The 23,424-nt window shown below is 69.7% G+C and carries 21 protein-coding genes; 14 read left to right on the plus strand and 7 right to left on the minus strand.

The annotated features are described in order from the left end of the window. The first annotated feature begins 149 nt into the window (after positions 1-149). From dnaE to V6R91_RS27125, 5 genes are all read left to right on the plus strand, one after another. On the plus strand, positions 150-3,620 hold the full coding sequence (gene dnaE, locus V6R91_RS27105) for a DNA polymerase III subunit alpha (protein ID WP_442928194.1): 3,471 nt from the start codon (positions 150-152) through the stop codon (positions 3,618-3,620). Between the two features lie 126 nt (positions 3,621-3,746). Beyond that, positions 3,747-4,850, plus strand: coding sequence for a hypothetical protein (locus V6R91_RS27110; protein ID WP_336397801.1), 1,104 nt, complete (start codon positions 3,747-3,749; stop codon positions 4,848-4,850). A gap of 46 nt (positions 4,851-4,896) precedes the next feature. After that, positions 4,897-6,234, plus strand: coding sequence for a histidinol dehydrogenase (gene hisD, locus V6R91_RS27115; protein ID WP_336397802.1), 1,338 nt, complete (start codon positions 4,897-4,899; stop codon positions 6,232-6,234). A 12-nt stretch (positions 6,235-6,246) separates the two neighbouring features. Continuing rightward, a complete protein-coding gene (gene nrdR, locus V6R91_RS27120) occupies positions 6,247-6,732 on the plus strand; it encodes a transcriptional regulator NrdR (protein ID WP_336397803.1) in 486 nt (161 codons plus the stop codon). Between the two features lie 40 nt (positions 6,733-6,772). Beyond that, positions 6,773-7,798 (plus strand): quinone-dependent dihydroorotate dehydrogenase, encoded by a 1,026-nt coding sequence (locus V6R91_RS27125; RefSeq protein WP_336397804.1) that lies wholly within the window; start codon positions 6,773-6,775, stop codon positions 7,796-7,798. Positions 7,799-7,834: 36 nt separating this feature from the next. On the opposite strand, the gene V6R91_RS27130 is transcribed toward V6R91_RS27125, so the two are convergent. Continuing rightward, positions 7,835-8,416, minus strand: coding sequence for a DUF3043 domain-containing protein (locus V6R91_RS27130; RefSeq protein WP_336397805.1), 582 nt, complete (start codon positions 8,414-8,416; stop codon positions 7,835-7,837). Between the two features lie 46 nt (positions 8,417-8,462). On the opposite strand from V6R91_RS27130, the gene V6R91_RS27135 reads away from it, so the two are divergent. From V6R91_RS27135 to V6R91_RS27160, 6 genes are all read left to right on the plus strand, one after another. Next, complete coding sequence (locus V6R91_RS27135) at positions 8,463-9,866, plus strand: dipeptidase (RefSeq protein WP_336397806.1); 1,404 nt, start codon at positions 8,463-8,465, stop codon at positions 9,864-9,866. Positions 9,867-9,979: 113 nt separating this feature from the next. Continuing rightward, the gene (gene erpA / locus V6R91_RS27140) at positions 9,980-10,345 is read left to right on the plus strand and encodes an iron-sulfur cluster insertion protein ErpA (protein WP_336397807.1); all 366 of its coding nucleotides are present in this window, start codon (positions 9,980-9,982) and stop codon (positions 10,343-10,345) included. Positions 10,346-10,532: 187 nt separating this feature from the next. Further along, the gene (ctaC, locus tag V6R91_RS27145) at positions 10,533-11,429 is read left to right on the plus strand and encodes an aa3-type cytochrome oxidase subunit II (protein ID WP_336397808.1); all 897 of its coding nucleotides are present in this window, start codon (positions 10,533-10,535) and stop codon (positions 11,427-11,429) included. Positions 11,430-11,431: 2 nt separating this feature from the next. Continuing rightward, positions 11,432-13,195, plus strand: a complete 1,764-nt coding sequence (gene ctaD / locus V6R91_RS27150) for an aa3-type cytochrome oxidase subunit I (protein ID WP_336397809.1) — start codon at positions 11,432-11,434, stop codon at positions 13,193-13,195. After that, complete coding sequence (locus V6R91_RS27155) at positions 13,196-13,660, plus strand: cytochrome c oxidase subunit 4 (protein ID WP_336397810.1); 465 nt, start codon at positions 13,196-13,198, stop codon at positions 13,658-13,660. Between the two features lie 118 nt (positions 13,661-13,778). Next, positions 13,779-14,516: a PP2C family protein-serine/threonine phosphatase gene (locus tag V6R91_RS27160; protein WP_336397811.1), complete on the plus strand. Its 738-nt coding sequence runs from the start codon at positions 13,779-13,781 to the stop codon at positions 14,514-14,516. 30 nt (positions 14,517-14,546) lie between these two features. Here V6R91_RS27160 and V6R91_RS27165 read toward each other — a convergent pair whose 3' ends face one another. The 5 genes from V6R91_RS27165 to ctaE all read right to left on the minus strand — a co-directional run bounded on the left by V6R91_RS27165 (position 14,547) and on the right by ctaE (position 19,572). Further along, entirely contained in the window at positions 14,547-14,966 is a 420-nt protein-coding gene (locus tag V6R91_RS27165; protein ID WP_336397812.1) for a rhodanese-like domain-containing protein, read from the minus strand. 176 nt (positions 14,967-15,142) lie between these two features. Next, positions 15,143-16,993, minus strand: coding sequence for a cytochrome bc1 complex cytochrome b subunit (qcrB, locus tag V6R91_RS27170; protein WP_378880524.1), 1,851 nt, complete (start codon positions 16,991-16,993; stop codon positions 15,143-15,145). Further along, positions 16,990-18,069, minus strand: a complete 1,080-nt coding sequence (gene qcrA, locus V6R91_RS27175) for a cytochrome bc1 complex Rieske iron-sulfur subunit (protein ID WP_336397813.1) — start codon at positions 18,067-18,069, stop codon at positions 16,990-16,992. The genes qcrB and qcrA overlap by 4 nt, the downstream gene beginning before the upstream one ends. Before the next feature lie 37 nt (positions 18,070-18,106). Further along, positions 18,107-18,910: a cytochrome bc1 complex diheme cytochrome c subunit gene (gene qcrC, locus V6R91_RS27180; RefSeq protein WP_336397814.1), complete on the minus strand. Its 804-nt coding sequence runs from the start codon at positions 18,908-18,910 to the stop codon at positions 18,107-18,109. Between the two features lie 20 nt (positions 18,911-18,930). Continuing rightward, positions 18,931-19,572 carry an aa3-type cytochrome oxidase subunit III gene (gene ctaE / locus V6R91_RS27185; RefSeq protein WP_336397815.1) on the minus strand — a complete coding sequence of 214 codons (642 nt, stop codon included), beginning with the start codon at positions 19,570-19,572 and terminating at the stop codon, positions 18,931-18,933. Positions 19,573-19,759: 187 nt separating this feature from the next. Here ctaE and trpD point away from each other — a divergent pair, with 187 nt between their 5' ends. The 3 genes from trpD (at position 19,760) to V6R91_RS27200 (ending at position 22,418) form a co-directional block, all read left to right on the plus strand. Next, complete coding sequence (gene trpD / locus V6R91_RS27190; RefSeq protein WP_336397816.1) at positions 19,760-20,821, plus strand: anthranilate phosphoribosyltransferase; 1,062 nt, start codon at positions 19,760-19,762, stop codon at positions 20,819-20,821. Between the two features lie 94 nt (positions 20,822-20,915). Further along, positions 20,916-21,404: an aromatic ring-opening dioxygenase LigA gene (locus V6R91_RS27195; protein ID WP_336397817.1), complete on the plus strand. Its 489-nt coding sequence runs from the start codon at positions 20,916-20,918 to the stop codon at positions 21,402-21,404. An 18-nt stretch (positions 21,405-21,422) separates the two neighbouring features. After that, positions 21,423-22,418 (plus strand): PHP domain-containing protein, encoded by a 996-nt coding sequence (locus V6R91_RS27200; RefSeq protein ID WP_336397818.1) that lies wholly within the window; start codon positions 21,423-21,425, stop codon positions 22,416-22,418. A gap of 54 nt (positions 22,419-22,472) precedes the next feature. Here V6R91_RS27200 and V6R91_RS27205 read toward each other — a convergent pair whose 3' ends face one another. Further along, positions 22,473-23,396 carry a 5'-3' exonuclease gene (locus V6R91_RS27205; protein WP_336397819.1) on the minus strand — a complete coding sequence of 308 codons (924 nt, stop codon included), beginning with the start codon at positions 23,394-23,396 and terminating at the stop codon, positions 22,473-22,475. Positions 23,397-23,424: the final 28 nt, after the last annotated feature.

The following is a 23,424-nucleotide window of genomic DNA, read 5'->3' on the forward strand; positions in this document are numbered from 1 at the left end:
ACCCTCACCCTCCACTCGAGGGTGAGGCGTATCCGCCGGGCGGCTCGCGGACCCGCCGACAGCGGCCCGCCCATGTCGGCGCCGGTTCGTAGACTCGTTGCGTGGCATCCGACTCCTTCGTTCATCTGCACGTCCACAGCGAGTACTCGATGCTCGACGGAGCCGCCAAGATCGGCGCGATGACGCAGGCGGCAGCCGACTACGGCATGCCCGCGATCGCCGTGACCGACCACGGCAACACGTTCGCGGCGTTCGAGTTCTACAACGCGGCCAAGGCGGCCGGGGTCAAGCCGATCATCGGGCTCGAGGCGTACGTCACGCCCGGCACGCACCGCAGCGACAAGTCGCGCGTCGCGTGGGGCACACCCGAGCAGAAGAGCGACGACGTCTCGGGCTCAGGCGCCTACACCCACATGACGATGTGGAGCCAGAGCACCGAGGGCATGCACAACCTCTTCCGGCTGAGCTCGCTGTCGAGCATGGAGGGCTACTATTTCAAGCCCCGCATGGACCGGGAGCTGCTCGAGACGTACGGCAGAGGGCTCATCGCCACGACGGGATGCCCCTCCGGCGAGGTGCAGACGCGTCTGCGGCTCGGCCAGTACGACGCCGCCCGCGCGGCCGCCGCGGAGTTCCAGGACATCTTCGGCAAGGAGAACTACTTCGCCGAGATCATGGACCACGGGCTGTCCATCGAGCGTCGCGTGATGACCGACCTGCTCCGGCTGGCCAAGGACCTCGACATCCCCCTGGTCGCGACCAACGACTCCCACTACACGCACCAGCACGAGGCGGACGCGCACGCGGCCCTCCTCTGCGTGCAGTCCGGCTCCACGCTCGACGACCCCAACCGCTTCAAGTTCGACGGCGACGGCTACTACGTCAAGACCGCGCAGGAGATGCGGCAGATCTTCCGCGACCACCCGGAGGCCTGCGACAACACGCTGCTCATCGCCGAGCGGTGCGAGGTCGAGTTCAACACGTCGGCCAACTACATGCCCCGCTTTCCGGTGCCCGACGGCGAGACCGAAGACAGCTGGCTCGTCAAAGAGGTCGAGGCGGGGCTGCACTACCGGTATCCCCAGGGCATCCCCGACCGGGTGCGCAAGCAGGCCGAGTACGAGACGGGCATCATCCTCCAGATGGGGTTCCCCGGCTATTTCCTCGTCGTCGCCGACTTCATCAACTGGGCCAAGGACAACGGCATCCGCGTGGGTCCGGGCCGCGGTTCCGGAGCCGGGTCGATGGTCGCGTACGCGATGCGCATCACCGACCTCGACCCGCTCGAGCACGGGCTGATCTTCGAGCGCTTCCTCAACCCCGACCGCGTCTCGATGCCCGACTTCGACGTCGACTTCGACGACCGTCGCCGTGGCGAGGTGATCGACTACGTCACCGAGAAGTACGGCTCCGAGCGGGTCGCGCAGATCGTGACCTACGGGACGATCAAGTCCAAGCAGGCGCTGAAGGACGCCGGCCGCGTGCTCGGCTTCCCGTTCAGCATGGGGGAGCGGCTCACCAAGGCGATGCCCCCGGCGGTCATGGGCAAGGACATGCCGCTGAGCGGCATGTTCGACCCGCAGCATCCGCGGTTCAAAGAGGCCAGCGAGTTCCGTGCCCTCATCGACACCGACCCCGAGGCCAAGACGGTCTTCGATCGCGCGCTCGGTCTGGAAGGGCTGAAGCGGCAGTGGGGCGTGCACGCGGCGGGCGTCATCATGTCCAGCGAGCCGCTCCTGGACATCATCCCCATCATGCGCCGCGAGCAGGACGGCCAGATCGTCACGCAGTTCGACTATCCGTCGTGCGAGACGCTGGGCCTGATCAAGATGGACTTCCTGGGGCTGCGCAACCTCACGATCATCTCCGACGCGCTCGACAACATCCGCATGAACAGGGGCGAAGAACTCGACCTCGAGCATCTCGCCCTCGACGATCGCGCCGCGTACGACCTGCTCACGCGGGGTGACACCCTCGGGGTGTTCCAGCTCGACGGCGGGCCGATGCGGTCGCTGCTGCGGCTGATGAAGCCCGACAACTTCGAGGACGTCTCCGCCGTCATCGCGCTGTACCGGCCCGGGCCCATGGGCGCGAACTCGCACATCAACTACGCCCTGCGCAAGAACGGCCAGCAGGAGGTGACGCCCATCCACCCCGAGCTCGAGGAGCCGCTGCGAGAGATCCTCGACATCAGCTACGGCCTGATCATCTATCAGGAGCAGGTCATGGCGATCGCCCAGAAGGTGGCGGGCTTCTCCCTCGGACAGGCCGACATCCTCCGCCGCGCGATGGGCAAGAAGAAGAAGTCCGAGCTCGACAAGCAGTACGAGGGCTTCTCCGGCGGCATGAAGGAGCGCGGGTTCGGCGACGACGCGATCAAGGCGCTGTGGGACATCCTGCTCCCGTTCTCCGATTACGCCTTCAACAAGGCGCACTCGGCCGCCTACGGCCTGGTGTCGTACTGGACCGCGTACCTGAAGGCGCACTATCCGGCCGAGTACATGGCCGCGCTGCTGACGAGTGTGGGCGACTCGAAGGACAAGATGGCCGTGTACCTCAACGAATGCCGTCGCATGGGCATCAAGGTGCTGCCGCCCGACGTCGGGGAGTCGATCCGGTACTTCGCGGCCGTCGGCGAAGACATCCGCTTCGGGCTGGGCGCCGTCCGCAACGTCGGCACCAACGTGGTCGATGCGATCGTCGAGGCGCGGGCCGATGCGCCGTTCACGTCGTTCCACGACTTCCTCGCCAAGGTGCCCGTCCCCGTCGCCAACAAGCGCACGGTGGAGTCGCTCATCAAGGCGGGGGCGTTCGATTCGCTCGGTTCCACCCGCCGCGCGCTCATGGAGATCCACGAGGACGCCACCGAGGCGGCCGTGCTCGACAAGCGCCGCGAGGCCAACGGCGAGGTCGGCTTCGACTTCGACTCGCTGTGGGGCGAGGACGAGCCGCAGCAGGCGGCGAAGGTCCCCGAGCGTCCCGAGTGGACCAAGAAGGACAAGCTGGCGTTCGAGCGCGAGATGCTGGGCCTGTACGTGTCGGACCACCCGCTGGCCGGGCTCGAGATCCCCCTCGCGAAGCACGCCTCCACGAGCATCCACGACCTCCTCGCCTCCGAGGACATCGGCGACGGCGACCAGGTCACGGTCGCGGGCCTGGTCACGAGCGTCCAGCATCGCGTGGCCAAGCAGAGCGGCAACCCGTACGGCATGATCACCGTCGAGGACTTCGACGGCGAGATCACCGTCATGTTCATGGGCAAGACCTACACCGAGTTCCAGCACATGCTGCAGGGAGATGCGATCCTGGTCGTGCGGGGACGGGTGTCGCGCCGCGACGACGGCATGAACCTGCACGCGCAGTCGGCCTTCACGCCCGACCTCGGGTCGCTGGACGAATCCGGCTCCCTCGTGCTCGTCATGCCCGAGAGACGGGCGAGCGAGGACGTGATCGGCGAGCTGCTGCAGACGCTGCAGCGTCACGGCGGCGATACGGAGGTATCGCTCAAGCTGCACAGCGGCAGCGTCGCGAAGGTGTTCGAGGTGCCCCACACCGTGCGGATCACCCCGGACCTCTACGGCGAGCTCAAGGGCCTGCTGGGGCCGCAGTGCCTGGGCTGAGCTCCCGCCCGCGTTCGAGCGTCCGTGATGTGGCCGTGGATCGCGTGGTCTCATCGCGGTCTCATGCGCGCTGAGTAAAATCGGCTCGACGCGGGCCTCGCGGGCCCGCCGGAAGGAACAGACATCGTGACGGACGAGAATCAGAACGTGCAGGTCGACAGAACGGCAGCCGACGAGCCGCAGTACGGGGTGGGTCCGTTCTCGATCCGGGAGGTCGCACTCGTCGGCACCTGGCTCGTCGCGTTCGTCGTCTCGTTCTTCCCCATCATCGGCGAGCTCGGCGAGGGGCCGTCGGTGTGGACCCACGGGATCGACTGGGTGCTGACCATCGGCCTTCCCACCGTGGCGGTCTTCCTCATCGTGCTGCGCCGCCTCTCCCCGCAGGGCATCCGCCGCGTCGGCTCGCTCGGCATCGACCAGTTCGCGTCGGTGGCCTTCTCGGTCGCCGCCGTGACGTGGCTGAACATCCTGTGGCACTCCTTCGTCTCCCTCGCCGAAGAGCGCTTCTTCATCGCGACGTGGGTCGTGTGGGTCGAGTTCTTCCTCATGCTCGCCGGTGTGGTGCTGACCGTCGTCGCGCCGTTCATCGCCCCGTTCGCCCAGGACTTCCAGGGGCGCCCCGAGGCTCCGGCGCACCGCAACGCGCGGCAGGTCCGTCCGGTCACCCCGCGTCCGCCCGTCGAGCGCCCCGAGCGGGCGCCCGAGCAGCACGAGCCCGCCCCGTACGAAGCGGCGGCCGCCGCGCCGTACCCGCCCGAGGCGGCGCCCTCCGCGTCCGAGACGGCTCCGGCGGCGAACGAGCCGGCTCCGGCGTACGTGCCCGATCGCGAGGATGCGGCCGGCGCCCGCGGTGCCTCGAGCGCCGAGGCCACCACCACGGTGATCCCGGTCGATCGCGAGACGGATGCCGTCGCCGCGGACGACGCCGCCGCCGCGGACACGGCGCCCACCGTGGCCGAGCCGGTGCAGACGCGCGAGTCGTTCGAGCACGTCGAGAACCCGAGCTCCACGGTCGAGCCGGCGGCCGCGACGACGCCGCAGAGCCAGGCCTTCTGGGCGCTCGTGCCCGAGGAGCGCGACGTCGTCGACGAGATCGGCATCCCGGTGTTCCGCATCGGCCCGACCGCGTGGGCCCTCGTGATCGAGGACCGCGGTGACGCGTTCGTCGTCCGTCACGAAGACGGCCGCATCGGCTACCTGCACGACGTCTCCGGCGTCACGCGGGGCTGACGGCGCGACGACCGATCCCGCGGCGACCGCGCGATACCGTAGAAGGATGCTCCGGACGATCGACCTGCGGGGACGCACGCTGTCTCCCGCGGAACTCCTCGCCACCGTTCCCCGCGCCGCCGCCGCCCGCGAGGAGGCGCTCGCCACCGCGGCGCACATCGTCGACGACGTCGCGGCGCGCGGCGAAGCAGCTCTCCGCGAGCAGGCCGAGCGCTTCGACGGGGTGGCCGGCCACGACCTCCGGGTGCCGGCGGAGCACCTCGACGAGGCGCTCGCGGCGCTCGATCCCGCCGTCCGCGCGGCACTGGAGGAGGCCATCCAGCGCGTGCGGGAGGCATCCGCCGCGCAGGTGCCGTCGCCCTCGGTGACCGAGCTCGGCCCGGGCGCCCGGGTGACGCAGCGGTGGCAGCCGGTCCGCCGCGTCGGCCTCTACGTGCCGGGCGGCAAGGCGGTCTACCCGTCGAGCGTCGTCATGAACGTCGTCCCCGCGCAGGTCGCCGGCGTCGCCGAGATCGCCCTGGCCTCGCCGCCGCAGCGCGGATTCGGGGGCCGCGTGCACCCGGTGATCCTGGGGGCCGCGCGCCTCCTCGGCGTCACCGAGGTCTATGCGATGGGAGGCGCCGGCGCGATCGGCGCGCTGGCGCACGGCGTGCCGGCGCTCCGCCTCGAGCCCGTCGACGTCGTCACCGGTCCCGGAAACAACTTCGTCGCCGCCGCCAAGCGCGCCGTGGCGGGCCTGGTCGGGACGGATGCCGAGGCCGGCGCCACCGAGATCCTCATCGTCGCGGACGACAGCGCCGACGCCGACCTCGTCGCCGTCGACCTCATCAGCCAGGCCGAGCACGACGAGCAGGCCTCTGCCGTGCTCGTGACCACGTCGGAGCGCCTCGCGCAGGACGTGGTCGCCGCGATCGCGCCGCGCGCAACGGCGACCCGCCACGCGGAGCGTGTGGCGGCCGCGCTCGGCGGACCGCAGTCCGCGATCGTGCTGGTCGACGACCTCGCCGCCGCCACCGCGTTCAGCAACGCGTACGCCCCCGAGCACCTCGAGCTGCACGTGACCGACCCGCGCCCGCAGGACTTCGTGCACGCCGGGGCCGTCTTCGTGGGCGCCGACTCGCCGGTGAGCCTCGGCGACTACCTGGCGGGGAGCAACCACGTGCTGCCGACCGGCGGGCAGGCGCGCTACTCGGCGGGGCTCTCCGCCGCCACGTTCCTGCGCCCGCAGCAGGTGATCGAGTACGACCGCGGCGCGCTGGCGGCCGTCCGCGACGCGATCGTCACCCTCGCCGAGGCGGAGGCGCTCCCCGCGCACGGCGAGGCGATCACCGCGAGGTTCGGCGCTCGACAGGGCCAGGAGCCCGTCGTCGAGGACCCGGCGTAGGCTGTCTGCACCATGCACTGCCCCTTCTGCCGTCACGCCGATTCGCGGGTGATCGACTCCCGCACGAGCGACGACGGGCTCAGCATCCGTCGCCGTCGTCAATGCCCGCAGTGCGGGGGCCGGTTCACCACCGTCGAGACGGCGAGCCTGAACGTCATCAAGCGCTCCGGCGTGATCGAGCCGTTCAGCCGCGAGAAGGTCATGTCGGGGGTCCGCAAGGCCTGCCAGGGCCGCCCGGTGACCGAGGCCGACCTCGCGGTGCTCGCGCAGACCGTCGAGGAGAGCATCCGCCAGACCGGAGCGTCGCAGCTGGATGCGAACGAGATCGGGCTGGCCATCCTGGGTCCGCTGCGCGACCTCGACGAGGTGGCCTACCTGCGCTTCGCGAGCGTCTACCAGGCGTTCGACTCGCTGGAGGACTTCGAGTCGGCGATCGAGCAGCTCCGCGTCGACCACGGACGCGCTCCCGCGCGCGCCGAGGGCGTCGCCGGGGACTGACCGCCGAGGCCCGGAGTGCCGAGCCGATAATCTAGGGGGGATGTATCCCCTCCTCTTCCGCACCGTGCTGTCGCGCATGGATCCCGAATCCGCCCACCACGCCGCGATGCGGGTCATCCGGGTGCTCGGCGTGCCGCCGTTCTCATGGGCCGCCCGTGCGGTGACGCGCCCGGCGCCGGAGCTGGCCACCACCGCGCTCGGCCTCCGGTTCGACTCGCCGTTCGGCGTGGCCGCCGGATTCGACAAGGACGTGAAGGGCGCCGCGGGGCTCTTCGCGCTGGGATTCGGGCACGTGGAGGTGGGCACCGTCACGGCCATCCCGCAGGAGGGCAACCCGCGACCCCGGCTCTTCCGACTCATCCCCGACCGCGCCGTCGTGAACCGCATGGGGTTCAACAACCACGGGGCGGAGGCGGCCGCGGACCGCCTGCGCAAGCTGCGTGCACGCAGGCGCCGTGGCGTGATCGGGGTCAACATCGGCAAGAGCCGCGTGGTCGAGGTGGCCGACGCGACCGCCGACTACGTGCGCAGTGCGACGCTCCTGGCTCCGCTCGCGGACTACCTCGTCGTGAACGTCTCGTCCCCGAACACGCCCGGCCTGCGCGGCCTGCAGGCCGCCGAGACGCTGCGTCCGCTCCTGGAGGCGGTCCGCGAGGCGGCCGGCGCGACCCCGCTGCTGGTGAAGATCGCCCCCGATCTGCCCGATGACGAGATCGTCGCGATCGCCGGGCTCGCCGTGGACGCGGGCCTCGCCGGCATCATCGCCACCAACACGACGGTCTCGCGCGACGGGCTGATCACAAACCCCGGGACCGTCGCCGCGGCGGGTGAGGGGGGACTGTCGGGTGCGCCGCTGAAGGTGCGCTCGCTCGAGGTGCTGAGGCTGCTGCGCGCGGGCGTTCCCGCGGACTTCTGCGTCATCTCGGTCGGCGGCGTCGAGACGGCCGCCGACGTTCAGGAACGGTTGGATGCCGGTGCCACGCTCGTGCAGGGCTACACGGCGTTCCTCTACCGCGGCCCGCTCTGGGCGCGTCAGATCAACCGCGGGCTCGTCGGGCGACGCTGAGCGCGCTGGGCGGGCTGGGCCGGGGAGGCGCCGCGCTCAGGCGGGCTTCTGGCCGCGCTTGACCTGCGGCTTGGGCAGGCGGAGGAAGCGCATCTGGACGGTGCGCATCGCGGCGTACCAGCCGAGGCCCTTCTCCATCTTGTCGGCGCCGAACTTCTTCTTCACGGCGCGCTTGACCGAGATCGAGGTGATCACCATGTCGCCGATGACGAAGAGGATGAAGATCCACAGACCGACGAACGCGTAGTACTGCAGCGCGGCGATGGGCAGGAACGTGGCGAGGATGACGAGCACCATGGCCGGCATCACGGCCTCACCGAGGTGCCATCCGGCGTCCACCCAGTCGCGGGCGAACTTGCGCTGGGCGCCCTGATCGCGCGCCGGGAGGTAGCGGGGGTCGCCGGCCGCCATGCCGAGACGGGCCTTCTCGCGCTGGGCGGCGAGGTCGGCGCGGGCGCGGGCCTTCGCCTCCTTCGTGTCGGGCACGAGCGGCCGCTTGCGGGCGGCCTCCCGCTCGGCGCGGGACGGCGTGGCGCGGCCCTTGCCGGCGGACGTGCCGTTCAGGACGGTTCCCTCGCTGGGAGCGTCGTTCGGAACGGGGGCGGAGTTCTTGGCCACGGATCATCCTCGAGTGCGGAGAAGGGGTGCACTTAAGATTACCCGCATGACCTCTGAGCTCTCCCGACAGGATGCTGTGCGTGACGCGGCGGCCTCCGGCATCCCCTCCGCCCTGGCCGATCTCGGCACCCTCGTGCGCATCCCCTCCATCGCCTTCCCCGGATTCGACCCGGCAGCGGTGCAGCGCAGCGCCGAGGCGGTGGCCGAGCTCGTTCGCGAGACCGGGCTGTTCGAGACCGTCGAGATCCGCCGCGCGACCATCCCGGAGACGGGGGAGCAGGGCAACCCCGCCGTGCTGGCGACGCGCGCGGCCCGCAACGGCCGCCCGACGATCCTGCTCTACGCGCACCACGACGTGCAGCCCGTCGGCGACGAGGCGCTCTGGGAGTCGGCGCCGTTCGAGCCCACGGTGCGCAGCGGCCGTCTCTACGGGCGCGGCGCCGCCGACGACAAGGCCGGCATCATGGCGCACGTCGCCGCGCTCCGCGCGCTCAAGGAGGCGCTGGGCGAGGACTTCGACCTCGGGGTCGCACTCTTCTTCGAGGGCGAGGAGGAGGCGGGATCCCGCTCCTTCGCCCAGTTCCTCTCGGACAACGCCGCCGCCCTGCGCGCCGATGTGATCGTGGTGGCGGACTCCGGCAACTGGGACGACAAGACGCCGGCGCTCACGGTGTCGCTGCGCGGCAACACCCGGTTCACGCTGCGCGTGCGCACGCTCGAGCATGCATCCCACTCCGGGATGTTCGGGGGAGCGGTGCCCGACGCCATGATGGCGACGGTGAAGCTCCTCGCGACGCTCTGGGACGCCGACGGCGCGGTCGCCGTCGCGGGCCTGACCGAGCGGGATGCCGAGACCCCTCCGTACAGCGAGGAGACCCTGCGCGACGAGGCGGGCCTTCCCGACGGCGTCTCGCCCGTCGGCCGCGGAACGATCCTCGGCCGCATCTGGAACAAGCCGTCGATCACGGTGACGGGCATCGACGCGCCGAGCGTCGTGAACGCCTCGAACACGCTCACGCCCGAGGTCTCGGTGGTCATCAGCGCGCGCATCGCCCCTGGGCAGCCGGCGCGCGAGGCCTACGTGGCCATCGAGGCGCACCTGCGCGCACACGCGCCGTTCGGCGCGCAGCTGGAGTTCAGCGACCAGGACTACGGAGACGCCTTCCTCGTCGACACGAGCGGCTGGGCCGTCGCGGCGGCACGCGAGGCGCTCCACGAGGGCTACGGGGTCGCGCCGGTCGACATCGGCGTGGGCGGGTCGATCCCGTTCATCGCCGACCTCGTGCGCGAGTTCCCTGGTGCGCAGATCCTCGTCACCGGCGTGGAGGACCCGCACTCGAAGGCGCACAGCCCCAACGAGTCCCTGCACCTGGACACGTTCCGCAACGCGGTGCTCGCGGAGGCGCTCCTGCTGGAGAAGCTCGACGGCCGGACCCCGCACGAGGGGTAGGCCGTGGGTCGCCGTACCGCAAACCGGGGTCGCGGAGCCTCCTCCCGGCGGGCGCGCGTACAATCGAGGCATCCCGCCGCCGATCGCCTCGGCGGCCCGTCCGGAGGAGTGCCATGACCGACACCGCACTGACGACCGAGCAGACCGCCCGCGACCACGGTGTGCTGCTGACCGATGCCGCCGCCGGAAAGGTGAAGAGCCTGCTCGAGCAGGAAGGACGCGACGACCTGCGTCTGCGCGTCGCCGTCCAGCCGGGCGGATGCAGCGGCTTGATCTACCAGCTCTACTTCGACGAGCGCTATCTCGACGGCGACAAGACGGTGGACTTCGACGGCGTCGAGGTCATCATCGACGACATGAGCGTCCCGTACCTCGACGGCGCCACCATCGACTTCAAGGACACGATCTCGGAGCAGGGCTTCACGATCGACAACCCGAACGCCGCCGGCTCGTGCGCGTGCGGCGACAGCTTCCACTGAGTCAGCGCCGACCGACGGTCGGCTGAGGATCCGAGCACTTCGCGGCGGGTCCGGTGCGCCTTTTTATGGCGCCCGGGCCCGCCTTTTTCGTCTTCGCACGCCGATTCAGCCTGAGTGAATGGCCTGAATGGCCTGGGCGCTTGCCCTAGACTTGCAGGAGTCCTGTTCGTGATCGGAAAGGTGCAACGTGCCTTCGAAACGCCGTATCCGCTGGGCCGTTCTCCCGCTCGGGATCGCGGCGGCTGCAGTCCTCGCCGGATGCACCCCGACCGAGCTCAACGGCTTCCTGCCCGGGTTCACCGAAGACGGCCAGGCGGCCACGAACCGCACCGACATGGTGAGCGGGCTCTGGGTCAACTCGTGGATCGTGCTGCTCGTCGTGGGCGTCATCACGTGGGGTCTCATGGGCTGGGCGGCGATCGCGTACCGGCGTCGCAAGGGCCAGATGGGACTTCCGGTCCAGCTGCGCTACAACATGCCCATCGAGATCTTCTACACGGTGGTGCCGCTCATCCTCGTGATCGGGTTCTTCGCATTCACCGCGCGCGACCAGACGATCCTCGAGACGCAGTACGACGACCCGGACGTCGAGATCACGGCGATCGGCAAGCAGTGGTCGTGGGACTTCCAGTACGAGGGCGAGTCCGAGGACGACACGGTGTGGACCATGGGCGTCCAGGCCGAGACCGACGAGCGCGGCGACGTCGTCAGCGACCTGCCGACACTGGTCCTCCCCGTCGACCAGACGGTGAAGATCAAGCTCCAGTCGCGCGACGTCATCCACTCCTTCTGGATCATCGACTTCCTGTACAAGAAGGACATGTACATCGGGAAGGACAACTACTGGTCCTTCACGCCCACCCGCGAGGGCAGCTACGCCGGCAAGTGCGCCGAGCTCTGCGGCGAGTACCACTCCATGATGCTGTTCAACGTGGAGGTCGTGAGCGAGGCCGAGTACGACGAGTACCTCGCGACGCTCCGCGACGCCGGCCAGACCGGCGACATCAACGACGCCTACGACCGCCTCCAGAACCTCCCGGGCACGGGATCGGGCGAGGCGTCCGAGGAAGAGGGAGACAACTGATCATGGCGACGACGCTTCCGCTTCAGGAACCGACGCAGGGTCGCCCGACCACCCTGCCGCCGCGTCAGGCTGCGCTGCTCAGCGCCACGCGCGTCGAGGACAAGGGCAACATCATCGTCAAGTGGATCACCTCCACCGACCACAAGACGATCGGCTACCTCTACCTCATCTCGTCGGTCCTGTTCTTCCTCCTCGGCGGGGTGATGGCGCTGATCATCCGCGCCGAGCTGTTCGAGCCGGGGATGCAGATCATCCCGACCAAGGAGCAGTACAACCAGCTGTTCACCATGCATGGCACGATCATGCTGCTGATGTTCGCGACGCCGCTGTTCGCGGGCTTCGCCAACGCGATCCTGCCGCTGCAGATCGGCGCCCCCGACGTCGCCTTCCCGCGCCTGAACGCGTTCGCATTCTGGCTGTTCCTGTTCGGCTCGACCATCGCGGTCGCCGGCTTCCTCACCCCGCAGGGCGCCGCGTCGTTCGGCTGGTTCGCCTATCAGCCGCTCGCGAACGCCTCGTTCTCGCCCGGCGCCGGCGGCAACCTCTGGATGCTCGGGCTCGGCATGAGCGGCTTCGGCACGATCCTCGGTGCCGTGAACTTCATCACGACGATCATCACGATGCGCGCGCCCGGCATGACCATGTGGCGGATGCCGATCTTCTCGTGGAACACGCTGGTCACCAGCATCCTGATCCTGATGGCGTTCCCCGTGCTCGCCGCGGCGATCCTGGCCGCCGCCGCCGACCGCGTGCTCGGCGCCCACATCTACGACCCGCAGAACGGCGGCGTGCTGCTGTGGCAGCACCTGTTCTGGTTCTTCGGCCACCCCGAGGTGTACATCATCGCGCTGCCGTTCTTCGGCATCGTGTCGGAGATCTTCCCGGTCTTCAGCCGCAAGCCGATCTTCGGCTACAAGACGCTCGTCTACGCGACGATCGCCATCGCGGCGCTGTCGGTCGCCGTGTGGGCGCACCACATGTACGTCACCGGTGGAGTGCTGCTGCCGTTCTTCGCCCTCATGACCATGCTCATCGCGGTGCCCACGGGCGTGAAGATCTTCAACTGGATCGGCACGATGTGGCGAGGCTCGGTGACGTTCGAGACGCCGATGGTGTTCGCGCTCGGCTTCCTGGTGTCGTTCGTCTTCGGCGGTCTCACCGGCGTCATCCTGGCATCGCCGCCGCTGGACTTCCACCTGTCCGACTCGTACTTCGTGGTCGCGCACTTCCACTACGTCGTGTTCGGCACCGTCGTGTTCGCGATGTTCGCCGGCTTCTACTTCTGGTGGCCCAAGTGGACGGGCAAGATGCTGAACGAGCGTCTGGGGTACGTCCACTTCTGGATGCTCTTCATCGGGTTCCACATGACCTTCCTCATCCAGCACTGGCTGGGCGTGGACGGCATGGTCCGCCGCTACGCCGACTACTCGGAGGCGGACGGCTGGACGTGGCAGAACCAGGTCTCGACGGTCGGCGCCATCCTCCTCGGCGCCTCGATGATCCCGTTCCTGTTCAACGTGTGGATCACCGCCCGCAAGGCGCCGAAGGTCACCGTGAACGACCCGTGGGGCTACGGGGCATCGCTCGAGTGGGCGACCTCCTGCCCGCCGCCGCGCCACAACTTCACGTCGATCCCGCGCATCCGCAGCGAGCGTCCCGCGTTCGACCTGAACCACCCCGAGGCGGGCATCCCCGTGGGCGTCGGGCCGGCCAAGGACGCTCCCGAAGCCCCGACTGTCGACCTCGCCGAGGGAGAGGTGAAGTAAGTGCGTACCAACGCCGGACTCTGGTGGCTGCTGTCCGCCTTCTTCCTCGTCGTCGCGGTGGTGTACACCGCGTGGAACCTGCTGTCGCACTGGGACACCAACGCCACCGGCGGCCAGCAGATGTGGGAGACGGTCACCCTCTCGATCGAGTGGGTCGGCAGCATCGCCCTGCTGTTCACCGCCTTCATGGCCGCGCTCATCGCGTTCTACGTGGGCAAGGTGCACAAGGCGCAGGGCGGTGAGCTGCCCGAGGACCTGCTCACGGCGGACATCGACGACGGCGACCCCGAGCTCGGCGAGTTCAGCCCGTGGTCGTGGTGGCCGATCGTCCTGGCGTTCTCGGCGGCTCTCGCCATGATCGGCCTCGCGGTGGGCGCCTGGCTCATGCCGATCGGCATCGCGGTCTTCGTCGTCGCGATCGTCGGCTGGGTCTACGAGTACTACCGCGGCTACTTCGCCCGCTGATCCGGGATCAGCCGAACTGAGCGACTTCTCGCGCGACGTACGCGGGGTTCCGTCACCGACGGGACCCCGCGTACGGCTGCATGCGGCCGCATACTCGGACATCGGCCCGCATCGGGCGGTGAACCAGGATGCGGCGTTCACGGCCCCCTGGGGTGCTGCCGTGGCGGACGGCGTCGGCGGCGGCCCCGCAGGCGACCTCGCCTCGGCCGCATTCGTCCACCGGCTGGCCGCCGGACGCGTCGGCGCTGTGGAGCCGGAGGCGCTGGCGACGAGCGTCCGGGCGGCGAACTGGGACCTGCGTGCGCACGTGGAGCGGGACGTGACCCTCAGCGGCATGGCCACCACATTCACCGGACTGTTCGTGTCGAGTGCCGGGGATCTCCTCCTGGCGCACACGGGCGACTCCCGTGCGTACCGGCTTCGGGACGCGGCGCTCGTGCAGCAGAGCCGCGACGACTCGCTCGTCCAGGCGCTGCTGGAGCAGGGGCTGGTGTCGGCGGAGGACGCGCTGGCGCATCCGCACCGGAACATCATCACGGCGTCGCTGGGCGGCAGGGAGCGCGACGCGGCCAGTGTCGACGTGCACGAGGCGCGCATCGGCGACAGGTGGATGCTGTGCAGCGACGGGCTCACCGACTACGTTCCCGAGGCCGAGATCCACGCGATGCTCGCCTGGCATCCCGACCCTGCTGAGGCCGCGCGTGCGTGCGTGGAGCTGGCGCTGACCGCCGGAACGCACGACAACGTGACGGTCGTCGTGTGCGACGTGCTCCCGGACTCCGGGGTCGATGCCGGCGAGACGGCGGGCACGGCGTTCTACGGGTCCGCCGCCGTGCGCTTCATGGAGGGGCTGTAGGACGAGCCGCTACCCCGGGGAGCGGTACGCTCAGCCGGCCACGGGCGCGCGCACGACCATGACCTGCGCGTCGAAGACGCGGGGGAGCGGGCCTTCGTCGTTCTCGACGGGCTGTCCTTCGCGGACCCAGTACTCGTAGCCGCCGATCATCTCCCTGACGCTGTACCCGAGCTTCGCGAACTCCACCGCGCCCTTCGCTCCGGCGTTGCAGCCGGGGCTCCAGCAGTACACGACGACCGGTGTCGACCGGTCGATCTCCTGCAGAGCACGCTCGGCGATCTCGCGGTACGGCATGTGGACGGCCCCGGGAACGCGCCCCTGCGCCCACGCCTCGTCGCCCCGCACATCGACGAGCACGAACTGCTCGCCGGCCTTCTGGGCGGCGTACACGTCGGAGGCATCGGTCTCGAGGGCGAGCTTGGCGGAGAAGTACGAGAGCGCGTCGATCATGCTTCCACGCTAAGGCAGGCGCGCCGCGGCGGCCGTCCGGACGTCGGACACCGGCCGTGCGATTCCTGCCGTTCGAGACGAGGTGGCGTCGTCGCGCACCTATCAGGCCGACATGACGGATGCCCCGGCACGATCGGGTGATCGTGCCGAGGCATCCGTCGGCGAAGCGTCGAGCTCTACGCGCCGGGCTCCTTCTCGCGGTTGCGCGGCGCCTTGGTGCCTGCATCCGGCTCGGGGACGATGACGTTCGAGGGGCGCACCGGGATCTCGCCGTGCTTGCCGTCATCGATCGGCTTGTGCGGGGCATCCGGCACACCGGCGCGCTCGTGGGCGCCCTGCAGCTCGAGGTCTTCCTCCGCCGCGATGTGCTCGAGGTCGTGGTGCTGGTGGGCCAGCGCCGCGTCCAGCTCGCTCTGCGTCACCGGGGTGAGGCGGTCCTCGAAGAACCAGCGCGAGATGGACGCGCGGAGGTTCTCGTGCCACGGAATGCGGCCCTTGGCGTTCGGACGCACGACGAGCGGCTCGTAGGAGTCGAAGTCGGCGAGCTTGAAGCGCTCGTACTCGTCGACCGGCTGGTGCACCTCGATGTACTCGCCGCCCGGGAGGCGGACGATGCGGCCCGACTCGTAGCCGTGCAGCACGATCTCGCGGTCCTTCTTCTGAAGGGCGATGCAGATGCGCTTGGTGACGAAGTACGCGATGATCGGGCCGATGATCAGCAGCACCTGGAGGGTGTGGATGACACCTTCCATCGTGAGCCAGAAGTGCGTGGCGATGATGTCGGACGACGCCGCCGCCCACATGACCGCGTAGAACGTGACACCGGCCGCGCCGATGGCGGTGCGGGTGGCCGCGTTGCGCGGGCGCTGGGCGATGTGGTGCTCGCGCTTGTCGCCGGTCACCCACGCCTCGATGAAGGGGTAGATGATGACCAGCACCAGGAAGATGCCGATGATGCCGAGCGGAACCAGGATGTTGAACGACCACGTGCGGTCGAGGAAGACGACCTCCCAGCCCGGCGGGATGAGGCGCAGCATGCCGTCCGCGAAGCCGATGTACCAGTCCGGCTGGGTGCCGGCGGACACGGGGGACGGGTCGTAGGGCCCGTAGTTCCAGATCGGGTTGATCGTGAACAGCGACGCGATGAGCACGATCACGCCGAACGTGATGAACAGGAAGCCGCCCATCTTCGACATGTACACGGGCATCATCGGGTAGCCGACGACGACGCTGTTGGTGCGACCGGCCCCCGCGAACTGCGTGTGCTTGTTGATCACCATCAGCATGAGGTGCACGACCAGCAGGGCCACCAGGATCGCCGGCAGCAGCAGGATGTGCAGGGTGTACAGGCGTCCGACGATGGCGGTGCCGGGGAACTCGCCGCCGAACAGCAGGAACGAGGTCCACGTGCCGATCAGCGGGATGCCCTTGACCATGCCGTCGATGATGCGCAGGCCGTTGCCCGACAGGACGTCATCGGGGAGCGAGTATCCGGTGAAGCCCTCGCCCATCGCCAGGACGAACAGGACGAAGCCGATCACCCAGTTGAGCTCGCGCGGCTTGCGGAAGGCGCCGGTGAAGAACACGCGGAGCATGTGCACGCCGATGCCGGCGACGAACACGAGCGCGCCCCAGTGGTGGATCTGGCGGACGAGGAGTCCGCCGCGCAGGTCGAACGAGATCTCGAGCGTCGAGGCCATCGCCGCCGACATCTCGATGCCGCGCATGGGCAGGTAGGCGCCGTCGTAGTGCGTCTCGGTCATCGAGGCCTGGAAGAAGAACGTCAGGAACGTTCCCGAGAGCAGGACGACGACGAACGCCCACATCGCGATCTCGCCCAGCATGAACGACCAGTGGTCGGGGAAGATCTTGCGTCCGAGCTCCTTCACGAAGCCGGAGAGGCTCGTGCGCTCGTCGATGTAGTTGGCGGTGGCGCCGATGAAGCGGCCGCCGAGAGGCTTGTCGCGCCCGTTCGAGGAGACGGGAGCGCCGGGAGCCTCAGGCTGGGTGACGGTTGGGGTGCTCAATGACGCTCCCAGAAGCTCGGGCCGACGGGTTCGGTGAAGTCGCTGCGCGCGACGAGGTAGCCCTCATCGTCGACGGTGATGGGCAGCTGCGGCAGCGGGCGGGCGGCCGGGCCGAAGATGACCTTCGCCTGGTCGGTCACGTCGAACTGCGACTGGTGGCAGGGGCACAGCAGGTGGTGGGTCTGCTGCTCGTACAGCGCGACCGGGCAGCCGACGTGCGTGCACACCTTGGAGTAGGCGACGATGCCGTCGTACGACCAGTCCTTGCGGTCCTCGGGCTCGGTCAGCTGCTCGGGGAGCAGACGGACGAGGAGGACGAGGGCCTTCGCCTTCTCTTCGAGGTAGCCCTCGCTGTGCGACAGCTCGGCCAGCGCCTCGGGGATGACGTGCACGGCGGAGCCGAGGGTCAGGTCGGCGGCGCGGATCGGCTCGCCGGTCGGGTCGTGCGCGAGACGCATTCCCTCGGTCCACATGGTGTGCTCGAGGAGGAACACCGGGTCGCCCGCGTGCGGGTGCTCGGGGGAGCTGAAGGGCGCGAGGCCGCGGAACAGCACGACACCGGGCACGATCGAGGCGGCCAGCGCGGCGAACAGCGAGTTGCGGATCATGACCCGGCGACCGAAGCCCGAGTCGGCGTCGGCGTCGGCGAACGCCTGGATGGCGGCCGCACGCGTCGTGTCGCGTCCGCGGGTCGCGTGGCGGGGCTCGACGAACTCCTTGTCGGACATGACGGCCTTCGACCAGTGGATCGCGCCGATGCCGATGGCCAGCAGCGCGAACGCGATGCCGAGACCGATGAAGAGGTTGTTCGCGCGGATGTCGACGATCCGCCCGCTCTCGATGGGGAACAGCATGTAGGCGGCGACCGCCCAGATGCTGCCCGCGATCGACAGGTAGAACAGGGTGTAGACCGTGCGGACCGCGCGCTTCATCGAAGCGGGGTCCTTGTCGGTCATCCGCTCGCGGTGCGGGGGGAGGCCAGGGTTGGTGACCGGGTCGGGGACCGCGACGGCGAGCCCGGGGGAGGGCTTCCAGGTAGCCCTCTCGTGCTCGAGCGGGTCGTCCACGTGGGCCATGCTGCTCCTCGTCAAGTGTTGCTGTGGTGTTCGTCGATCAGTTGGACTTCGCCGTGATCCACACGGTGATGGCGATCAGCGAACCGATCCCGAAGATCCAGATGAAGAGGCCCTCGGAGACCGGGCCGAGCGAGCCGAGCGAGAACCCGCCCGCGGACTCGTTGTCCTGCAGGTAGAGCAGGTAGGTGATGATGTCGCGCTTCTCTTCGGTGGTCAGCGTCATGTCGTTGAACACCGGCATGTTCTGCGGACCGGTGACCATGGCCGCGTACATGTTGAGAGGCGTCGTGGTGTGCAGCGCCGGGGCGTACTTGCCCTCGGTGAGCGCACCGCCGGCGCCGGCGACGTTGTGGCACATCGCGCAGTTGATGCGGAACAGCTCGCCGCCCTCGGCCGCGTTGCCCTCGCCGTCCAGGACCTCCTCGTCGGGGAAGGTCGGTCCGGGTGCGATCGACTGGATGTAGGCGCCGATCGCCTCGATCTGCTCGTCGGTGAACTGCACCGGCTTCTGCGGGGCCTGCGGCCCCTGCGCCTGCAGCGGCATGCGGCCCGTGCTCATCTGGAAGTGCACCGCCAGCTCGCCGACGCCGTAGAGCGACGGGCCGTCCTCGGTGCCCTGCACGTCGAGCCCGTGGCAGGTGGCGCAGTTGGCCTGGAACAGCCGCTCGCCGTCCTCGACGGTCAGCGCGGAGTCCACCGCGGTCTCGGTGGTCGTGGCGGCCATCGCGGCGGAGGCGCCCGCGTAGACGCCGCCGGTGATGAGCAGGCCGATGCCGATGAGCGCTGCGGCGGCCCAGGGGCTGCGGCGGCCTTTCGAGCGGCGCGTGGTCTCTCGTGCCATGTCGGGGTTCAGCTCCGCTCTCACTTGAGGAAGTAGATGACGAGGAAGAGGGCGATCCAGACGACGTCGACGAAGTGCCAGTAGTACGACACGACGATCGAGGACGTCATCTCTTTGCGCCCGAAGTTCTTGACGGCGTACGCGCGCCCGATGACGAGCAGGAACGCGATGAGGCCGCCGGTGACGTGGAGGGCGTGGAAGCCGGTGGTCAGGTAGAAGGCGGACGCGTAGGCGTTGGCCGTGATGGGCATGCCCTCGGCGACGAGCTGTGCGTACTCCCACACCTGGCCCGAGACGAAGATCGCACCGAGTGCGAAGGTCAGCCAGAACCACTCGACCATGCCCCAGCCCAGCCAGCCGCGCTTCTTGGTCGAATACGGCTGGAAGCGCTCGGCGGCGAAGACGCCCATCTGGCACGTGACGGACGACAGCACGAGGATGATCGTGTTGACGGTCGCGTACGGGATGTTCAGAAGCTGCGTCTCTTCCGCCCACAGTTCGGGGGAGGTGCTTCGGAGGGTGAAGTAGATCGCGAACAGGCCCGCGAAGAACATCACCTCGCTGCCGAGCCACACGATGGTGCCGACAGCGACCGGATCCGGCCGCTTGACGGACCGCATGGCCTGCGAGTAGGTCGCTGTGGAGGTCGTCACGCTCCCCATTATGGCCGATTCGGGACGCAGAGTTCCGCACCGCGGACCATCTCTTCGGCCGGATGTGAAGTTAGGAGAACCTAAGAGTTCCCTGCGACTCTGCCCTGAACACGTGGTGAAGACGCGGAATCGGCGCCGCCGGGACGCCGTGTCACGAAAAGGTTCCGATTCACGGGCCCGGCTAGGCTTCTTCGTTATGGCGGAGTTGTACACCTGGCCGGCGATCCTGACCGCGCTCCTCGAGCGCCGCGACCTCAGCGTGTCGGAGTCGACGTGGGCGATGCGGCAGATCATGTCGGGCAGTGCGACGCCCTCGCAGCTGGCCGGCTTCCTGGTCGCGCTGCGGGCGAAGGGCGAGACGGTCGACGAGATCGTGGGCTTCCGCGACGCGATCCTCGAGGCGGCCCTCCCGCTCCCCGTCGACGCCGCGGTGCTCGACATCGTCGGCACCGGCGGCGATCGCTTCGGCACGGTGAACGTCTCGACCATGGCGGCACTGGTGGCCGCGGCATCCGGCGTCCCCGTGGTCAAGCACGGAAACAAGGCGGCGAGCTCGTCGTCGGGCTCGTCGGACGTTCTGGCCGCCCTCGGGGTCGACCTCGCGCTCCCGCCCGAGGCGGTGGCCGAGACGCTGTCCCGCGCGGGCATCACGTTCGCGTTCGCGGCGGCCTTCCACCCCGGCTTCCGTCACGCCGGCGCCACGCGCGCCGAGCTGGGCGTGCCGACCGTGTTCAACTTCCTCGGCCCGCTGTGCAACCCGGCGCGTGCGGAGGCCAACGCCGTCGGCGTCGCGCACCTCGACCGGGTGCCCCTCATCACGGGGGTCTTCCGCACCCGGGGTGCTACGGCGCTCGTCTTCCGCGGCGACGACGGGCTGGACGAGCTCACCACGACCGGCCACAGCCGGCTGTGGGAGGTCAGCCGGGGCGACATCCACGAGCACGACCTCGACCCGCGCGATCTGGGCATCCCGCTCGCCGACATCGACGACCTGCTCGGCGGCGACCCGGCGCACAACGCGAAGGTGGTGCGGCGCGTGCTCGACGGCGAGGCGGGCGCCGTGCGCGACATCGTGCTGCTGAATGCCGCCGCCGGAATCGTCGCGTACCGGCTGTTCCGCGATGCGACGCAGGTGCAGCGGCCCATCCTGGAGCGCCTGGCCGAGGCCCGGGACGACGCCGCGCTGGCGATCGACAGCGGCGCCGCGACGGCGACGCTCGACCGCTGGGTCGAGGCCACGCGGTCGTTCGCGGCCTGAGCCCCGGCGCGACCCCTCCCGGCGCGTGGTCTTCCGCGGCGCGCGGCGTCCCCGCTAGCGTGTGGCGCAAGACGTCCCGTTCCGAGGAGGCAGCATGAGCCAGGTTGAGCCCCGCACCGCCGACGTGATCGAGCCCCCCGAGAAGAAGGTCGGCCTCGTGAAGGCCGTGGGCATCCTCGGAATCGTCGGCGGCATCCTGCTGATCGTCGTGGGCATCATCGCCTGGATCGGCGTCACCACCCAGCTGACGGCCGAGAACATCACGATCCCCGATGACGCCGCGGCGTTCCAGGGGCAGCAGGTGACGGGGCCCTTCACCGCCTATGTGCAGGCCGACATCATCAACCAGCACGCGCTGGAGGCGTCCGGCGGGAAGACCTACGCCGAGCTCGACCAGGACGACCCGGTGCGCGCGACGGTGATGCAGGCGTCCTTCCTCCGGGCGTCGCTCTTCACCTCCGTGGTCGCCTACGGGGTCGCGCTCTTCGCCGCCGGCATGGGAGTGCTGGCGATCCTGTTCGGGTGGGCGATCCACCGCCTCGCCGACGTCCCCGTCGTGATCAAGCGGGCGAATGTCGTCTGACCTCGCCCGCAGCCACGCGTGAACCCGCACGACGCGCTCACCGAGATCGCGACGCTGCTCGAGCGCGAGCGGTCGTCGCGGTACAAGTCCAAGGCGTTCCGGGCCGCAGCCGACGCGATCGCGGGGCTGAGCGACGAGGAGCTGCGGGATGCCGCATCGCTGCGCCGGCGCAAGGGCATCGGCGAGTCCACGTTCGCTGTCATCCAGCAGGCGCTGTCGGGCGAGGTGCCCGGGTACCTCGCCGACCTGCGGGAGCGCGCCGGGGTGCAGCGGACGTCGTCGCTGCGGCCCCTGCTGCGCGGTGACCTGCACTCGCACAGCGACTGGTCCGACGGCCTCACCTCGATCGACCTCATGGTGGCGGCCGCGCGGTCGCTCGGGCACGAGTACCTCGCCCTGACCGACCACTCGCCCCGGCTGCGGGTAGCGAACGGACTGTCGCCCGAGCGCCTGCGGGCGCAGCTCGAGGTCGTCGGGGGGATGAGCGGGGACGGGTTCACGCTGCTGTCGGGGATCGAGGTCGACATCCTCGAGGACGGCGCGCTCGACCAGGAGCCGGAGCTGCTGGGAGAGCTCGACGTCGTGGTGGCCTCGGCCCACTCGAAGCTGCGCATGGAGCGCGTGCCGATGACCAGACGCCTGGTCGCGGCGGCGCGCAACCCGCACGTCGACGTGCTCGGGCACGTCACCGGGCGTCTGGTGGAGGGCTCCCGCGGCACGCGCCCGCCCTCGACGTTCGATCCCCGCGCGGTCTTCGAGGCGTGCGCCGAGCACGGCGTCGCCGTGGAGATCAACTCGCGCCCCGAGCGGCAGGACCCGCCGGATGAGCTGATGGCGCTGGCGCTGGAGATCGGATGCCTCTTCTCCATCGATTCGGACGCCCATGCGCCCGGGCAGCTCTCGCTGCTGGACTACGGCGCCGAACGGGCGGAGCGGCTGGGCGTACCCGCCGAGCGCATCGTCACGACGTGGCCGCTGGAGCGGCTGCGCGCGTGGACGGGCCGCGACCGCTGACGGCAGCGCGACGGCTGACGGCAGCGCGACCGCTGACGACAGCCCGACTGCTGCCTACAGCGCGTCCAGGGCCTCGACGATGCGCGTCATCGCGCTGGTGAGGGCCCACCGCTCGGCCAGCGCGGCGGCATCCGCTCTCGCGCTGTCGTCCAGGGGGCGCAGACGGGGATCGGGGACCTCGAGCGGCAGGTCGCGGACGACCGCGACCACCTGTGGTGCGACGGCCAGGTAGGGCAGACCCGCCAGCACCTTGGAGCGCACCCCCGCCGACATGCCCTCGCCCGCCTGCGCGGCGGCGATGATGCCCTCGAGATCGCCGTGGGTCGCGAGCAGGCCGGCCGCGGTCTTCTCGCCGATACCGGCGACGCCCGGCAGCCCGTCCGACGAGTCGCCGCGCAGCGTCGCGTAGTCGGCGTACTGCGAGGGGAGGACGCCGTACTTCGCCACGACCGACGCGTCGGTGAGCACTTCGAGGTTGCTCATGCCCCGGGCGGTGTAGACCACGCGCACGTCGCGTCCGTCGTCGACGAGCTGGAACAGGTCGCGGTCGCCCGTGACGATGTCGACGGGCATCGCCGCGGTCGTCGCGAGGGTGCCGATCACGTCGTCGGCCTCATGAGCCGCCGCGCCGACGATCCGGATGCCGAGGGTGTCCAGCGCCTCGCGGATCACCGGCACCTGCACCTCGAGGGGGTCGGGGACGACCTCGACGTCGGGCCCGCCGGCGACGACCTCGGCGACGCGGTGCGTCTTGTAGGTGGGGATGAGATCGACCCGCCACTGCGGCCGCCAATCGTCGTCCCAGCAGGCGACGAGGTGGGAGGGGCGGTAGGTGGACACGAGCCTCGTGATGATGTCGAGGAAGCCGCGCACCGCGTTCACGGGCGTGCCGTCGGGCGCCCGCACGGTGTCGGGGACGCCGTAGAACGCGCGGAAGTACAGCGAGGCGGAGTCCAGCAGCATGAGGCGTTCTGTCACGCGTTCATCCTGGCACGCGGATCCGACG

Source organism: Microbacterium sp. CCNWLW41 (genome assembly GCF_037083505.1).

Excerpts from the sequence above, each read along its gene's own strand:
- V6R91_RS27125 (WP_336397804.1), top strand. The coding sequence starts at position 6,773 with ATGTATCCCCTCCTCTTCCGCACCGTGCTGTCGCGCATGGATCCCGAA.
- V6R91_RS27165 (WP_336397812.1), bottom strand. The coding sequence starts at position 14,966 with ATGATCGACGCGCTCTCGTACTTCTCCGCCAAGCTCGCCCTCGAGACC.
- trpD (WP_336397816.1), top strand. The coding sequence starts at position 19,760 with ATGGCGGAGTTGTACACCTGGCCGGCGATCCTGACCGCGCTCCTCGAG.
- ctaE (WP_336397815.1), bottom strand. The coding sequence starts at position 19,572 with ATGGGGAGCGTGACGACCTCCACAGCGACCTACTCGCAGGCCATGCGG.
- dnaE (WP_442928194.1), top strand. The coding sequence starts at position 150 with ATGCTCGACGGAGCCGCCAAGATCGGCGCGATGACGCAGGCGGCAGCC.
- nrdR (WP_336397803.1), top strand. The coding sequence starts at position 6,247 with ATGCACTGCCCCTTCTGCCGTCACGCCGATTCGCGGGTGATCGACTCC.
- qcrC (WP_336397814.1), bottom strand. The coding sequence starts at position 18,910 with ATGGCACGAGAGACCACGCGCCGCTCGAAAGGCCGCCGCAGCCCCTGG.
- V6R91_RS27195 (WP_336397817.1), top strand. The coding sequence starts at position 20,916 with ATGAGCCAGGTTGAGCCCCGCACCGCCGACGTGATCGAGCCCCCCGAG.
- V6R91_RS27135 (WP_336397806.1), top strand. The coding sequence starts at position 8,463 with ATGACCTCTGAGCTCTCCCGACAGGATGCTGTGCGTGACGCGGCGGCC.
- ctaD (WP_336397809.1), top strand. The coding sequence starts at position 11,432 with ATGGCGACGACGCTTCCGCTTCAGGAACCGACGCAGGGTCGCCCGACC.
- qcrA (WP_336397813.1), bottom strand. The coding sequence starts at position 18,069 with ATGGCCCACGTGGACGACCCGCTCGAGCACGAGAGGGCTACCTGGAAG.
- hisD (WP_336397802.1), top strand. The coding sequence starts at position 4,897 with ATGCTCCGGACGATCGACCTGCGGGGACGCACGCTGTCTCCCGCGGAA.
- erpA (WP_336397807.1), top strand. The coding sequence starts at position 9,980 with ATGACCGACACCGCACTGACGACCGAGCAGACCGCCCGCGACCACGGT.